The organism is Pseudomonas sp. QTF5 (assembly GCF_000512695.2).
In the GTDB taxonomy this organism is placed as follows: Bacteria; Pseudomonadota; Gammaproteobacteria; order Pseudomonadales; family Pseudomonadaceae; genus Aquipseudomonas.
Genome location: NZ_AZRW02000026.1, coordinates 1 through 15,126, shown reverse-complemented (window position 1 = coordinate 15,126; position 15,126 = coordinate 1). Strand labels below are relative to the sequence as shown.

Annotated in this window: 15 protein-coding genes; 2 read left to right on the top strand and 13 right to left on the bottom strand. The window is 60.5% G+C overall.

The window, feature by feature from the left end; genetic code table 11:
- Positions 1 to 13: 13 nt before the first annotated feature.
- A complete protein-coding gene (locus tag IC37_RS19395; RefSeq protein WP_030128290.1) occupies positions 14 to 1,288 on the bottom strand; it encodes an Hsp70 family protein in 1,275 nt (424 codons plus the stop codon).
- A gap of 297 nt (positions 1,289 to 1,585) precedes the next feature.
- Between IC37_RS19395 and IC37_RS19390 the strand changes: the two genes are divergently transcribed.
- Together IC37_RS19390 and IC37_RS19385 are read left to right on the top strand one after the other, a co-directional pair.
- Positions 1,586 to 2,533, top strand: coding sequence for a DnaJ C-terminal domain-containing protein (locus IC37_RS19390; RefSeq protein ID WP_030128289.1), 948 nt, complete (start codon positions 1,586 to 1,588; stop codon positions 2,531 to 2,533).
- Positions 2,534 to 2,557: 24 nt separating this feature from the next.
- Positions 2,558 to 2,863 carry a chaperone modulator CbpM gene (locus tag IC37_RS19385; RefSeq protein WP_030128288.1) on the top strand — a complete coding sequence of 102 codons (306 nt, stop codon included), beginning with the start codon at positions 2,558 to 2,560 and terminating at the stop codon, positions 2,861 to 2,863.
- 259 nt (positions 2,864 to 3,122) lie between these two features.
- On the opposite strand, the gene IC37_RS19380 is transcribed toward IC37_RS19385, so the two are convergent.
- From IC37_RS19380 to urtA, 12 genes are all read right to left on the bottom strand, one after another.
- Positions 3,123 to 4,250, bottom strand: a complete 1,128-nt coding sequence (locus IC37_RS19380) for a sensor histidine kinase KdpD (RefSeq protein ID WP_030128287.1) — start codon at positions 4,248 to 4,250, stop codon at positions 3,123 to 3,125.
- Positions 4,251 to 4,554: 304 nt separating this feature from the next.
- Positions 4,555 to 6,255, bottom strand: coding sequence for an urease subunit alpha (gene ureC / locus IC37_RS19375; protein ID WP_030128286.1), 1,701 nt, complete (start codon positions 6,253 to 6,255; stop codon positions 4,555 to 4,557).
- Between the two features lie 141 nt (positions 6,256 to 6,396).
- A complete protein-coding gene (locus tag IC37_RS19370) occupies positions 6,397 to 6,702 on the bottom strand; it encodes an urease subunit beta (protein ID WP_030128285.1) in 306 nt (101 codons plus the stop codon).
- A complete protein-coding gene (locus tag IC37_RS19365; protein ID WP_030128284.1) occupies positions 6,702 to 7,235 on the bottom strand; it encodes a GNAT family N-acetyltransferase in 534 nt (177 codons plus the stop codon). Before IC37_RS19365 ends, IC37_RS19370 begins: the two co-directional genes overlap by 1 nt.
- A gap of 5 nt (positions 7,236 to 7,240) precedes the next feature.
- Positions 7,241 to 7,774, bottom strand: coding sequence for a GNAT family N-acetyltransferase (locus IC37_RS19360; protein ID WP_030128283.1), 534 nt, complete (start codon positions 7,772 to 7,774; stop codon positions 7,241 to 7,243).
- 9 nt (positions 7,775 to 7,783) lie between these two features.
- Positions 7,784 to 8,086, bottom strand: coding sequence for an urease subunit gamma (gene ureA / locus IC37_RS19355; RefSeq protein WP_007937143.1), 303 nt, complete (start codon positions 8,084 to 8,086; stop codon positions 7,784 to 7,786).
- A gap of 171 nt (positions 8,087 to 8,257) precedes the next feature.
- Positions 8,258 to 9,097 carry an urease accessory protein UreD gene (locus IC37_RS19350; protein ID WP_030128282.1) on the bottom strand — a complete coding sequence of 280 codons (840 nt, stop codon included), beginning with the start codon at positions 9,095 to 9,097 and terminating at the stop codon, positions 8,258 to 8,260.
- A 30-nt stretch (positions 9,098 to 9,127) separates the two neighbouring features.
- Positions 9,128 to 9,826, bottom strand: a complete 699-nt coding sequence (urtE, locus tag IC37_RS19345) for an urea ABC transporter ATP-binding subunit UrtE (RefSeq protein WP_030128281.1) — start codon at positions 9,824 to 9,826, stop codon at positions 9,128 to 9,130.
- A 130-nt stretch (positions 9,827 to 9,956) separates the two neighbouring features.
- Positions 9,957 to 10,829 (bottom strand): urea ABC transporter ATP-binding protein UrtD, encoded by an 873-nt coding sequence (gene urtD / locus IC37_RS19335; RefSeq protein WP_030128280.1) that lies wholly within the window; start codon positions 10,827 to 10,829, stop codon positions 9,957 to 9,959.
- Positions 10,830 to 10,839: 10 nt separating this feature from the next.
- Positions 10,840 to 11,919 (bottom strand): urea ABC transporter permease subunit UrtC, encoded by a 1,080-nt coding sequence (gene urtC / locus IC37_RS19330; RefSeq protein ID WP_030128279.1) that lies wholly within the window; start codon positions 11,917 to 11,919, stop codon positions 10,840 to 10,842.
- Positions 11,919 to 13,421, bottom strand: a complete 1,503-nt coding sequence (gene urtB / locus IC37_RS19325) for an urea ABC transporter permease subunit UrtB (protein WP_030128278.1) — start codon at positions 13,419 to 13,421, stop codon at positions 11,919 to 11,921. Before urtB ends, urtC begins: the two co-directional genes overlap by 1 nt.
- Before the next feature lie 163 nt (positions 13,422 to 13,584).
- On the bottom strand, positions 13,585 to 14,850 hold the full coding sequence (urtA, locus tag IC37_RS19320; protein ID WP_030128277.1) for an urea ABC transporter substrate-binding protein: 1,266 nt from the start codon (positions 14,848 to 14,850) through the stop codon (positions 13,585 to 13,587).
- Positions 14,851 to 15,126: the final 276 nt, after the last annotated feature.

The following is a 15,126-nucleotide window of genomic DNA, read 5'->3' as shown; positions in this document are numbered from 1 at the left end:
GCGGTCTCTCAGGTCAATCCATCGGGCCGTAACGCTTGGCCGCCTCGATCGCCAAACCACTGCCGATACTGCCGAAGATGTTGCCTTCCACGTGCCGCGCATTCGGCAACATGGCCGAGACGCTGTTGCGCAGCGCCGGAATCCCGCTCGAACCACCGGTGAAGAACACCGTGTTCACCTGATCGACCCGCACGTTGGCGTCGTTCAGCAACTGAGTCACGCTGTTGCGCACCCGCTCCAGCAAGTTGTCGATGGCCGACTCGAACAGTGCCCGGCTCAGTTCCACGCTCAACCCCGGCTCGATACGATCCAGCGGCACATGGCGGCTGTCGGCGTGGGTCAGCTGGATCTTGGTTTCTTCCACTTCCATGGCCAACCAGTGCCCGGCGCGCTGCTCGATCAGCTTGAACAGGCGATCGATGCCGCCGGTGTCTTCGATGTCGTAACGCATGCTGCCCAGGGCCAGGCTCGACTTCTGTGAGTACACCGAGTTGATGGTGTGCCAGGTCGCCAGGTTCATGTGATGGCTGGTGGGCATGTAAGCGCCACTTTTCATCCGGCTGCCGTAGCCGAACAGCGGCATCAGTCCTTGCAGGCTAAGCTGCTTGTCGAAATCGGTCCCGCCGATGTGCACGCCACCGGTGGCGAGAATATCGTCGTGACGGTTGTCGTGGTTGCGGCGCTCAGGGGACAGGCGCACCAGAGAGAAGTCAGACGTACCACCGCCGATGTCCACAATCAGGACAAGCTCTTCTTTTTCGATGGTCGACTCATAGTCGAACGCCGCCGCAATCGGTTCGTACTGGAACGAGACATCCTTGAAACCGATGGCGCGGGCTACATCCACCAGGGTGTTTTCTGCTTCCTGGTCGGCCATTTCATCGTCATCGACGAAAAACACCGGCCGGCCCAGCACCACTTCCTCGAATTCCCGACCGGCAGCGGCTTCCGCGCGTTTTTTCAACTGGCCGATGAACAGCCCGAGCAGGTCCTTGAACGGCATCGCCGTGCCGAGGACGCTGGTGTCGTGCTTGATCAGTTTGGAACCCAGCAGACTTTTGAGCGAGCGCATCAGCCGGCCTTCGTAGCCTTCCAGGTACTCGTGCAGCGCCAGCCGGCCGTACACCGGGCGGCGTTCTTCCATATTGAAGAAGACCACCGAGGGCAGGGTGATCTTGTCGTCCTCCAGCGCGATCAGCGTTTCCATGCCGGGGCGCAACCAGCCGACGGTGGAGTTGGACGTGCCGAAGTCGATACCGCAGGCACGGGCTGGGGATGCGTTTTTCATGTCTTTCAAGTTCCGGTTAAAAAACGGCCGCGCAGTGTATGTCAGAGCGGCGAAGATTCGAAGGCCGACTATCCGTTAAATCGCAGCGCTCAGCGCTTGAAAGATGCCCAATCACCCCCAAACTTCCCTGCATAGACTTGGCAACCCCTGGGGCGACTCCAAGAACCGCGCCCTGCTGCCGATAAACTTCTGATGCGCTGCCCGGTCACAACTTTGAGATCGGTCAATCCAGATGCTGTGAACAAGAGCATGCTGGACCGAGCGGCGCGATTTCGATAATGGATGGTGATTCCCTCGATGGACTTCAAAGACTATTACAAGATTCTCGGTGTGGAGCCGACCGCAGACGATAAGGCGATCAAGGCCGCCTATCGAAAGCTGGCGCGCAAATACCACCCCGATGTCAGCAAGGAAAAGGACGCCGAGGCCAAATTCAAGGACGCTTCGGAAGCCTATGAAGCGCTGAAAAGCGCCGACAAGCGCGCCGAATATGACGACCTGCGCAAATACGGCCACCACGGTCAGCCCTTTCAGGGCCCGCCGGGTTGGCAGAGCCGCGGTGGTTTCGGTGGTGGTGGTCAGGACACGGGCGATTTCTCGGACTTCTTCAGTTCGATTTTCGGCAACCGTGGTCCGGGTTTCAGTGGTGGTGGACGGTCGGGCCATAGTGCCGGGCGTCGAGGGCAAGACGTGGAAATGGAACTACCGGTTTTTCTGGAAGAAACCCTCTCGACCGAATCGAAGAAAGTCAGCTTCCAGGTGCCGCATTACAACGCTGCGGGCCAGCATGTCAGCAACAACAGCAAAAGCCTGAACGTGAAGATCCCCGCCGGCGTGACCGACGGTGAGCGCATCCGCCTCAAGGGCCAGGGCGCTCCGGGCATCGGTGGCGGGGCCAATGGCGACCTGTACCTGACCATCCGTTTTGCGCCGCACCCCAAATTCGACGTCGAAGGCGAGAACCTGATCATCACCTTGCCGCTGGCACCGTGGGAGCTGGCGCTGGGGACCGAAGTCGCGGTGCCGACCCTGACCGGCAAGATCAACCTCAAGGTTCCGGCCGGCAGCCAGAATGGCCAGCGCATGCGCGCCAAGGGCCACGGCCTGCTGAACAAGGCCGGTCACCGTGGCTACCTGTTCGTGCAGCTCAAGGCAGTGATGCCGAAAAAGCTCGACCATGACGTTAAAGAATTGTGGGAAGAACTGGCGAAAAAAGCCGCTTTCGATCCACGAGAGAATTTTTGATTTTGAGATAAGGAGTAGCCAATCATGAGCGACCCCGTGATCGTTCTACTGGACCTGGCAGAATTCTGTGAGGCGACCGAACTGTCGGACGTGCACGTGATCGAGATCGTCGAACACGGCATCCTCGAACCTCAGGGAACTCAGCCCAGGGATTGGCGCTTCACCGATTATGAGCTGACGCTGGCCAAACGCGCCGCCAAGCTGCGGCGCGATCTGGAACTTGAATGGGAAGGCGTCGCCCTGGCGCTGGACCTGCTTGAAGAGGTCCAGCAACTGCGGGCGGAGAATCGAATGCTCAAGCAGCGGTTGGGGCGGTTGGTGGTCGAATAATCGTTCTGACGTTTTTGTGTTGCCCTTGAGGACGCTTTCGCGGGCAAGCCCTAATGCCAGTCAGTTAAGCGCAATCCATGTGGGAGCGGGCTTGCTCGCGAAGACGGCGGCATATTCAACATTGATGTCGCCTGACACACCGCTTTCGCGAGCAAGCCCGCTCCCACACTAGATGTGTGTCGTACGCGGAATTTGTGAACGACGATAACCCTGTGGGAGCGGGCTTGCCCGCGAAGAACGATAACGCGGTCTCCCACCGTCACACCTTTCTGGGCAACACCACGCTAAACAGCGTGCCCTCAGTCTCACTGGAATTGACTTCGATCGTCCCTTGATGGGCATCAACCACTTCCTTGACGATGAACAGTCCCAGACCGAGGCTGGTGGTCGGTCCACCGAGCTCTTCGTCTGCATTGCGCACCAGCGGATCGAAGATCGTGCCGATCGCCTCGGGTGGAATCGGCGCACCGTCGTTGTACACGGTGAGCCGAACACTGTCCGCCTCGCCCTTGAGGGTCAGTTCGACCGGGCTGTTGTTCGAACCGTGCTGCAATGCATTGCCGATCAGGTTCTGCAGCATCTGACCGAGTCTGCGGCCATCCCACACACCTTGGGTATCGCCTTCGACGTTCAGTGTCGGATCGCATTGCGGATGAGCGGCGCAGGCGTGGGCAATCGCTTCGTGCGCCGCATCGGCCAGATCCATGGTCGCCGGTTCGATCGGCAGGCTCTTGCCCAGGCGACTGCGAACCAGCTCCAGCAAGTCGCTGATCATTGCCGCCATGTGGCGGGTGCCACGCTTGATGTGGAGCGCACAGCTCAATGCGTCGCCCTCAAGGGTGGTTTTACGCATCAGTATTTCGGTGGACATGCTCACCGCTTGCAGCGGTGCGCGCAGGTCATGGCCGAGGATTGCCAAAAAGATGTCCCGGGAATGATTGACCTGCTCGGCATAGGCCGCCGTCGATTCGGCCAGGGCTTCGTCGATGGCTTCGTTGAAACGGATCATGTCCTGGAAATAGGCCAGATCCGGCGAGTCCAGGCTATTGACCCACAGTCGGATTACACACGCGCGCAAATGGCGAAACTCGCTGGTCATCTGCACCAGATCGAAGCCGACGGTATGCCGCAACTCGCCATGGCTGGCGCCGGCTTCGTCCAGGCTCGGGGTTTTCTCCGAGCCTTCGCCCTTGGCTTTTGCCAGCTGTTCACTGGCGGACTGGGGTTTGCTCATGTCCCGTGCGGCGGCCAGCAGGATCGCTTTTGAATGATCGCGCAGGGCCACGCTGTCCATGTTCTCGGCTGCGGGGGTAATGGTTTTGGCGAATTGTTCCCATTCATCGACGATACGGTCTACGTTCTGAACGATGAAATTACTGAGGCGCATGGGCGATTACCTTAAGCGCAAGGGGCGGGAGTCGCATCTTAGCCCGATATCGGTCGAGCGAATGCTCAAGCAGATGTGCGGGAGCTGTATGCATCTGTGGCGAGGGGGCTTGCCCTGATGCCAGTCAGTCAAGGCGCGGAACCTGTGGGAGCGGGCTTGCTCGCAAAGAGGGAGTGTCAGTCGACATTAATGTTGCCTGACACACCGCCTTCCCGAGCCAGCCCGCTCCCACATGGATTTTGCTTAACTGACTGACATCAGGCTTGCCTTGGGCAAGCCCTTCGCCACAGGATTATCAGAAAATCTAGAACAGGAAGTAGCGCTGCGCCATCGGCAATACATCCGCCGGTTCACACCACAGCAACACACCGTCTGCCTTGACCTGATAGGTTTGCGGATCGACATCAATGTTTGGCAGGTAATCGTTGTGGATCAGGTCGGTTTTCTGCACGTCGCGACAGCCTTTGACCACGGCGATTTCCTTCTTCAGGCCCAGCGCTTCGGGCAAACCGGCCTCCTGCGCCGCCTGGCTGATAAAGGTCAGGCTGGTGGCGTGCAGCGAGCCGCCGTAGCTGGCGAACATCGGACGGTAATGCACCGGTTGCGGCGTCGGGATCGAAGCGTTGGCGTCGCCCATCAGGCTGGCCGCAATGGCACCGCCCTTGAGAATCAGCGTCGGTTTGACCCCGAAAAACGCCGGGCGCCACAGCACCAGATCGGCCCATTTACCCACTTCCACCGAGCCCACTTCATGGCTGATGCCGTGGGTGATCGCCGGGTTGATGGTGTATTTGGCGATGTAGCGTTTGGCGCGGAAGTTGTCGTTGCCTTCACCGTCCTGAGGCAGCGGGCCGCGCTGTTTTTTCATCTTGTCGGCGGTCTGCCAGGTGCGCGTAATGACTTCACCGACGCGGCCCATGGCCTGGCTGTCGGAGCTGATCATCGAGAAGGCACCGAGGTCGTGAAGGATGTCTTCGGCGGCGATGGTTTCGCGGCGAATGCGGCTTTCGGCGAAGGCCACGTCTTCGGCAATGCTCGGGTCCAGGTGGTGGCAGACCATCAGCATGTCGAGGTGTTCATCGATGGTGTTGCGGGTGAACGGCCGGGTCGGGTTGGTCGAACTCGGCAGCACGTTGGCAAAGCCGCAGGCCTTGATGATGTCCGGGGCATGGCCGCCACCGGCACCTTCGGTGTGGTAGGTGTGGATGGTGCGGCCCTTGAAGGCGGCGAGGGTGGTTTCGACGAAGCCCGATTCGTTGAGCGTGTCGGTATGGATCGCCACCTGCACGTCGTACTGATCGGCCACGTTCAGGCAGTTGTCGATGCTCGCCGGGGTGGTGCCCCAGTCTTCGTGCAGCTTGAGGCCAATGGCGCCAGCCTTGACCTGTTCGATCAACGGTTCCGGCAGGCTGGCGTTGCCCTTGCCGGTGAAGCCGATGTTCATTGGGAACGCATCGGCGGCCTGGAGCATGCGCGCAAGGTGCCATGGCCCGGAGGTACACGTGGTGGCGTTGGTGCCGGTGGCCGGGCCGGTGCCGCCGCCGATCATGGTGGTGACGCCGCTCATCAGCGCTTCTTCGATCTGCTGCGGGCAGATGAAGTGGATATGGGTGTCGATGCCGCCGGCGGTGAGGATCATGCCTTCACCGGCGATCACTTCGGTGCTGGCGCCGACGGCGATGGTGACGTTGGGCTGGATGTCCGGGTTGCCGGCCTTGCCGATGGCTGCTATGCGCCCGTCCTTGAGGCCGACATCGGCTTTGACGATGCCCCAGTGGTCGATGATCAGGGCGTTGGTGATCAGGGTGTCGACCACTTCCGCGGCCAATAATTGGCTCTGGCCCTGGCCATCGCGAATGACTTTGCCGCCGCCGAATTTCACTTCTTCGCCGTAGGTGGTGAAGTCCTGTTCCACTTCGATCCACAACTCGGTGTCGGCCAGACGGACCTTGTCGCCGACGGTGGGGCCGAACATGTCGGCGTAGGCCTGACGGGAGATTTTCATTCGTTCGCCTTGAGATTCAATTGAGTTTGAGACTGTTCGCTTCGCTCACAGATTCGCGAGCAAGCCCGCTCCCACATTCGATCGCATTCCTATGTGGGAGCGGGCTTGCTCGCGAAGGGGGCGGGACAGACGCTGCATTACTTAAAGGTCACCCATAATCCGCCCGGCAAACCCGAACACCCGGCGATGCCCGGCCAGGTCTACCAACTCGACCTCGCGGCTCTGCCCCGGTTCGAAGCGCACCGCGGTGCCGGCGGGGATGTTCAGGCGCATGCCGCGGCTGGCGGCGCGGTCGAAGGTCAGGGCGTCGTTGGTTTCGAAGAAGTGATAATGCGAGCCGACCTGGATCGGCCGGTCACCGCTGTTGGCCACCTTCAAGCTGAGGGTGCGGCGGCCGACGTTGAGTTCGATGTCGCCGGGCTGGATCTGGTATTCACCGGGAATCATCAATGAGCTCCTTGGAGAATCTTGTAGTAAAGGGCAGTCGGTTTGTAGCGGCCGTTCGGGTCGCAGGCGTAGTCGGGGATTTCGCCGGCGCGGGTGTAACCCATCGCCTTGTAGAAGTCCTCGGCGGGGGAGCCGGCCTCGGTGTCGAGGTAGAGCATGCCGCGTTTGTGCTGGCGGGCAGCGAGCTCAAGGGCATGCATCATCTGTTGGCCCAGGCCGCGACGACGGGCGTGTTCACGCACCAGCAATTTCTGCACTTCGGCGCGGTTCAACCCATTGGCTTTCTGGCACAACGTCAATTGCACGCTGGCCTGTACCTGTTCGTCCTTGACCACCACCCACAGCAGCACGTTGCCTTTGTTCAGGTTCTCCTGAACATCATCGAAATAAGCTCGGGCCTGGGTCGCATCCAGATCCGCCATGAACCCGACACTGGCGCCATAGCCGACGGCGTCGAGCAGCAAATCAATCAAACCCTGACGATAGTGCGCAAAGCTTTCAACATTGACGCGGCGCAGTTGGGCGGCGTTCATGGGTATCACTCCTTGTGGGGACCGGGTGGCATTGCGCCCGGGTCGAGGGTCAGTTGCATGAAGGTCAGGTCCAGCCAGCGGCCGAACTTGGTACCCACCTGCGGCATTTGGCCGGTGACGACGAAACCGGCCCGCTCGTGCAGCCGAATCGAGGCGCGGTTACCGCTTTCGATGGCGGCGACCATCACGTGTTTGTTGCAGCCTTTGGCGCGTTCGATCAGCGCTTCCATCAGTTGCGGCCCGAGGCCATTGCCACGCTGGTCGTTGCGCACGTACACCGAGTGCTCGACCGTGTGGCGGAACCCGTCGAACGGGCGCCAGTCACCGAATGAAGCGTAGCCGAGTACGCTGTTATCGCCGTCGACGATCACCAGGATCGGATAACCCTGGTCTTGCCGGGCGCTGAACCAGGCCTGGCGGTTGCCGAGGTCCACGGCTTGCTCGTTCCAGATCGCCGTGGTGTTGAGTACGGCGTCGTTGTAGATGTCGCGGATCGCTGGCAGGTCGGCGAGCAACGCATCGCGGATGTGGTACGTCATGGCGCGGCCTCAGGCGATCGGTTGGTGAACGGTGACCAGTTTGGTGCCGTCGGGAAACGTCGCTTCGACCTGGATCTCCGGGATCATTTCCGGGATGCCTTCCATCACTTGTTCGCGGCTGAGCAGGGTGGTGCCGTAATGCATTAGCTCGGCGACGGTCTGGCCATCACGCGCGCCTTCGAGCAGCGCAGCGGAAATATAGGCCATGGCCTCCGGGTAATTGAGCTTCACGCCGCGAGCCAAACGCCGCTCGGCCACGAGGCCGGCGGTGAAGATCAGCAGCTTGTCTTTTTCGCGTGGGGTCAGGTCCATTTGGAATCCATCAGGGCAGATAAAAAAGGTATTCGGATCTGTAAATACAAAACCTGTGGGAGTGGTGGTGCGGCATTCCGACTTGCTCGCGAAAGCGGTGTGTCATTCGACATTGGTGCTGACCGGTACACCGCTTTCGCGAGCAAGCCCGCTCCCACATTGAATCGCATTTCAGGTGCTCCATATTCGCGGAGGGACAGCTTCGCGGCCCAATAGCGCCGGGCGTAATAACCGCCACACATCGATTAGCCAACCACGGGCCAACAAAGCTTCACTGGCCAGGCAACGGGCGACTAAAAGCCCCGGCAACTGCGTCAGATCCCCGCGCACTTCATTGGGCAGCGAGCGGCACTTCTCCAGCAATTCGTTATCGATCTCTCCGGTCACCAGCAACGTCGCAAACACCGGTTGGCCATCCAAGCCTATCGGCGAATCCAGCAAACCATCGTTCCCGACAATGCGCTGGCGTTCGTGCCAGAGCAACTGGCCGTCGCGGCGGATATCCAGGTGTGCCTGAAAATGCCCGAGGTCAAAGCGCTCGCCACTCGCCGGGCGACCCAGCGCCACCACGTCCCAGTAGAACAATCGCGCATCGCCCTCAAGGTCGATGCTGGTGCTGAGTTCCGCCTGAGCGTCGCTGAAAATAATCGTCTCTTGCGGCAACCACTCCAACGTAGCACCGGCGGCCACGCGCAGGTCGAGTTTCTGATAAGCCGGCCCTGTCGCGCGATACCACTTGGCGGCGCCGGGGCTGGTGATTTGTGCCCAGGCGTGCGTACCGACGCTGGCCGAGATGTCCAGCCGATCACCACCGGCAATCCCGCCCGGCGGGTGGACGATGATGTGCTGACACACCTCGGGGCCTTCGGCGTACAAATGCTTCTGCACCCGCAGCGGGCCTTTGTGGCGACGCTGGACCGGGCGCGTGCTGTCGCCGAAACGGGCGTAGCCCAGTTCCAGCTCGGCATGCCAGCTTGGGGTGAACAGCGTGATGGGGGCAGGTAAATTCATGATTTCTGATTATCGTCAGGAGGCTACAAGTTAGATCGTAACCAGTCCACGGACACCCTCGGCTTCCATATTTTCGCCGCGACCCTGCTGCACGATCTCGCCCCGGGACATCACCAGGTACTGATCGGCCAGTTCGGCGGCGAAATCGTAGAACTGCTCCACCAGCAAAATCGCCATATCGCCGCGCGCTGCGAGCTGCTTGATCACCGCGCCGATTTCCTTGATCACCGACGGCTGAATGCCTTCGGTGGGTTCGTCGAGAATCAGCAGCCGTGGTCGGCTGGCCAGTGCTCTGCCGATCGCCAGTTGCTGTTGCTGACCACCGGACAAGTCACCGCCGCGCCGTTGCTTCATTTGCAGCAGCACCGGGAACAGCTCGTAGATGAACGCCGGGACTTCCTTCGCTTCGGAACCGGGAAACCGTGAGAGACCCATCAGCAGGTTTTCTTCCACGGTCAGTCGGCCAAAGATTTCCCGGCCTTGAGGCACGTAAGCGATGCCGGCATGCACCCGTTGGTGCGGCTTGAACGCGGTGATCGGTTTGCCTTCCCAGTTCACCGCGCCTTCCTTGGCCGGCAGCAAACCCATCAGGCATTTGAGCAGGGTGGTCTTGCCCACGCCATTTCGCCCGAGCAGGCAGGTGACTTCGCCGACCTTCACCTCAAACGTCAGGCCCCGCAGGATGTGGCTACCGCCGTAGTACTGGTGCAGCTTGTCGACTTGCAGCATTCTCAAATTCTCCTCAATCCCCTGTGGGAGCGGGCTTGCTCGCGAAGACGGATTCACATTCAACATTTGAGTCGCCTGACACACCGCCTTCGCGAGCAAGCCCGCTCCCACATTGGAATGTGTTTGCAATCTAACGGCCGAGGTAAACCTCGATCACCCGCTCATTGTCCTGCACCTGTTCCAGTGACCCTTCGGCCAGCACGTTACCCTGGTGCAACACGGTGACGTGGTCGGCGATCGAGCCGACGAATCCCATGTCGTGTTCCACCACCATCAGCGAATGCTTGCCCGCCAGGCTCTTGAACAGCTCGGCGGTGAATTCGGTTTCGGCGTCGGTCATGCCCGCCACCGGTTCGTCGAGCAACAGCAGTTGCGGGTCTTGCATCAGCAGCATGCCGATTTCCAGAAACTGCTTCTGACCGTGGGACAACAACCCCGCCGGGCGATTGACCGAGGCGGTCAGGCGAATGGTTTCCAGTACCTCGCTGATGCGATCTTTCTGCTCGCCACTGAGACGAGCCCGCAAGCTGGCCCATACCGACTTGTCGGTTTTCTGCGCCAGCTCCAGGTTTTCGAACACGCTCAGGGCTTCGAACACCGTCGGCTTCTGGAACTTGCGGCCGATGCCGGCCTGGGCAATCTGCACTTCACTCATCTGCGTCAGGTCCAGGGTTTCACCGAACCAGGCTTTGCCATGACTTGGGCGAGTCTTGCCGGTGATCACGTCCATCAGCGTGGTCTTGCCCGCGCCGTTGGGGCCGATGATGCAGCGCAATTCGCCGACGCCGATGTACAGGTTCAGATCGTTCAGCGCCTTGAAACCATCGAAGCTGACGCTGATGTCTTCCAGGGTCAGGATGGTGCCATGGCGGGTGTTCAGGCCTTTGCCGGCGCTCTGGCCGAGGCCGATGGCATCGCGGCTGCTGCCGGCGTCCCTGTTAGGCTCCAGCGGCGGAAAAAAGGCAGGCTCTAGCATGAATTCAGCCGTCGCAGTAATTCTCATTTTACGAGCCTCATTGTTCACCCCTTTTCTTCAGCAGCCCGATCACGCCTTTGGGCAGGTACAACGTCACGACGATGAACAGCGCGCCGAGGAAGAACAGCCAGTATTCCGGAAACGCCACGGTGAACCAGCTCTTCATCCCGTTGACCACGCCCGCGCCGAGCAGTGGACCGATCAGCGTGCCGCGCCCTCCGAGAGCCACCCAAACAGCGGCCTCAATTGAGTTAGTTGGCGACATTTCACTCGGGTTGATGATCCCGACTTGCGGCACATACAGCGCGCCGGCCAAACCACACAACACCGCGCTCAACACCCAGACAAACAACTTGAAGCCGCGTGGATCGTAGCCGCAGAACATCAAGCGGTTTTCCGCATCCCGCAGGGCGGTCAGCACCCGGCCGAACTTGCTCTGCGCCAGCCGCCAACCGATGAACAGGCTCGCTACCAGCAACAACACCGTGGCGAAAAACAACACCGCACGCGTCCCCGGTTCAGTGATGCCAAACCCGAGAAAGGTGCGGAAGTTGGTGAAGCCGTTGTTGCCGCCAAACCCGGTTTCGTTGCGGAAAAACAGCAACATTCCGGCGAAGGTCAGGGCCTGAGTCATGATCGAGAAATACACGCCCTTGATCCGCGAACGGAAGGCGAAGAAACCGAACACCAGCGCGAGCAGGCCCGGCGCCAACACCACCAGGCACATGGCCCAGAGGAAGCTGCTGGTACCGGTCCAGTACCACGGCAATTCGGTCCACGACAGGAACGTCATGAACGCCGGCAAACCGTCCCCCGACGCCTGGCGCATCAGGTACATGCCCATCGCATAACCGCCGAGGGCGAAGAACAGACCGTGGCCCAGCGACAACAGGCCGGCGTAACCCCAGACCAGATCAAGGGCCAGGGCGACGATGGCGTAGCAAAGGATTTTGCCCACCAGGGTTAGCGTATAAGCCGAGACGTGAAATGCGCTGTCGGGCGATAACAACGACAACAGCGGCAACGCCAGCAGCAAAACGAGAATCACCGCACCGACGGCGATCGTGACCTTGGGGCCGGCCTTTTGCGTGGCCGTGAGTATTAGGGGCTGATTCATCAGTCGATCACCCGTCCTTTCAGTGCGAAGAGGCCTTGCGGACGTTTCTGGATGAACAGAATGATCAGCGCGAGGATCAGGATTTTGCCCAGTACCGCACCGATCTGCGGTTCGAGAATCTTGTTGGCGATGCCCAGGCCAAACGCGGCGAGCACGCTACCGGCCAGTTGACCGACACCGCCGAGTACCACCACCAGGAACGAGTCGATGATGTAGCTCTGGCCAAGGTCCGGGCCGACGTTGCCGATCTGGCTGAGGGCTACACCGCCGAGGCCAGCGATGCCGGAGCCGAGGCCGAAGGCGAGCATGTCCACACGCCCGGTCGGTACGCCGCAGCAAGCAGCCATGTTGCGGTTCTGGGTGACGGCGCGCACGTTCAAACCGAGGCGAGTCTTGTTCAGCAGCAGCCAGGTCAGCACCACCACAAACAAGGCGAACGCGATGATCACGATGCGGTTGTACGGCAGCACCAGGTTCGGCAACACCTGAATCCCGCCCGAGAGCCACGCCGGGTTGGCCACTTCGACGTTTTGCGCGCCGAACACCAGGCGTACCAACTGGATCAGCATCAGGCTGATGCCCCACGTTGCCAGCAGGGTTTCCAATGGGCGACCGTAGAGGTGACGAATCACCGTGCGCTCCAGCGCCATGCCGATCCCGGCGGTGACGAAAAACGCCACCGGCAACGCAATCAACGGATAGAGCTCGATGGCTTGCGGGGCGAAGCGCTGGAACATCAGCTGCACCACGTAGGTCGAGTAAGCGCCGAGCATCAACATCTCGCCGTGGGCCATGTTGATCACGCCGAGCAGGCCGAAGGTGATCGCCAACCCGAGGGCCGCCAGCAGCAGAATCGAACCGAGGGACATGCCGCTGAAGGCCTGCCCAAGCATCTCGCCGATCAGCAGTTTGCGTTTGACCTGGGCCAGACTGGTTTCAGCGGCGGTGCGCACAGTGACATCGGCTTCGACGCCGGGTTCAAGTAAACCTTCGAGGCGAGTGCGGGCCAGCGGGTCGCCGGTTTCACCGAGCAGACGCACAGCGGCGAGGCGCACGGCCGAGTCGGTGTCGACCAGTTGCAGATTGGCCAACGCGAGGCTCAGGGCGGCGTGAACGCTTTCGTCTTTTTCGCCAGCCAGTTGCTGATCGAGGAATTTCAGCTGCGCCGGTTTGGCGCTTTTCTGCAATTGCTGCGCGGCGGCCAAGCGGATTTTGGCGTCGGCGGCGAGCAATTGGTGGCTGGCCAAAGCGGTGTCGATCAGACCTCGCAGGCGGTTGTTCAGGCGCAGGGTTTTCGGTTGGCCATCGACAGTCAATTCGCCTTGTTGCAGGGCGTTGATCAATTCGATACGAGCCGGATCGGGCTGCGCGGCCCAGGCTTCCAGAAGTTTTGCTTGTTGCACGGGATTGGCCGCGACGAAGTCTTCGGCGTCGCCGGCGTGGGTTGCCATCGGCAGCAAAAGTGCGATGGCGAAGATGAGGCGGTAAAGGGCGGTGGGCATGTCATTGGCCTTGCGCGAACTTAATGTGGGAGCGGGCTTGCTCGCGAAGGCGGTGTGTCAGTCGCCATCAATGTTGCCTGTCACACCGCTTTCGCGAGCAAGCCCGCTCCCACAGGGGGGTATGTCAGCCCTGAGCTCCGTGCTCGGTCCGACATCCAGTGGCTCAGTTGCTCTTCACCGCATAATCCGGCTTCTTGTCGTTACCCGAGATAAACGGGCTCCACGGCTGGGCGCGGATCGGCCCTTCGGTCTGCCACACCACGTTGAACTGACCGTCGGCCTGAATCTCGCCGATCATCACTGGCTTGTGCAGGTGGTGGTTGGTCTTGTCCATGGTCAGGGTGTAACCGGACGGCGCGGCAAAAGTCTGGCCGGCCAGGGCTTCGCGGACTTTGTTGACGTCGGTGGACTTGGCTTTCTCGGCTGCTTGCGCCCACATATGGATACCGACGTAGGTGGCTTCCATCGGGTCGTTGGTCACCGCTTTGTCAGCGCCTGGCAGGTTGTGTTTCTTGGCGTAGGCTTTCCAGTCGGCGACGAATTTCTTGTTCTGCGGGTTCTCGACCGACTCGAAGTAGTTCCACGCCGCGAGGTTGCCCACCAGCGGTTTGGTGTCGATGCCACGCAGTTCTTCTTCACCCACGGAGAACGCCACGACCGGAACGTCGGTGGCTTTCAGACCCTGGTTGGCCAGCTCTTTATAGAACGGCACGTTGGAGTCGCCGTTGACGGTGGAGATGACCGCAGTCTTGCCACCGGCGGAGAATTTTTTGATGTTGGCCACGATGGTCTGGTAGTCGCTGTGGCCGAACGGGGTGTAGACCTCTTCGATGTCCTTGTCGGCCACACCTTTGGAGTGCAGGAACGAGCGCAGAATCTTGTTGGTGGTGCGCGGGTAAACGTAGTCGGTGCCAAGCAGGAAGTAGCGCTTGGCGCTGCCGCCTTCTTCGCTCATCAGGTATTCCACCGCCGGAATCGCCTGCTGGTTGGGCGCCGCGCCGGTGTAGAACACGTTCGGCGACATCTCCTCGCCTTCGTATTGCACCGGGTAGAACAGCAAGCCGTTGAGCTCTTCGAACACCGGTAGTACCGATTTACGCGACACCGAGGTCCAGCAACCGAACACCACCGCCACCTTGTCCTGAGTCAGCAACTGCCGGCCCTTTTCGGCGAACAACGGCCAGTTCGACGCCGGGTCGACGACCACGGGTTCGAGCATCTTGCCGTTCACGCCGCCCTTGGCATTGATTTCGTCGATGGTCATCAGCGCCATGTCTTTGAGCGAGGTTTCGGAGATCGCCATGGTGCCGGACAACGAATGCAGAATACCGACCTTGATGGTCTCGGCGGCCTGGACCGTCCAGGCCATGCCCATCGCGGCAATGCTTGCCGATAGTGTGAAAGCCTTGATCAAACTGCGACGCTTCATTGTGCGATCTCCATGAACGTTAAAGTTTTTTATGGTTGGCAGATGCGGACGACTGAAGGGTCTTTAGCAAGGGCTGTGCCCGGTCGGGGAAGGGTAAGGAAATGTCGTATTAGAGCGGTTTCGCGGGTTTGGCGGCGCACCATGAAAGACCGCGTTTGGCGCACTGGTGCGAAGAGGTGCGCCACATTGGGGCGCAGGCAGTGCAGACACCGCAGATCAAATAATGAAATGGCTACCCCCGCCGCCCTCTGCGATCGCCCACTAAGCTTTCGCAGG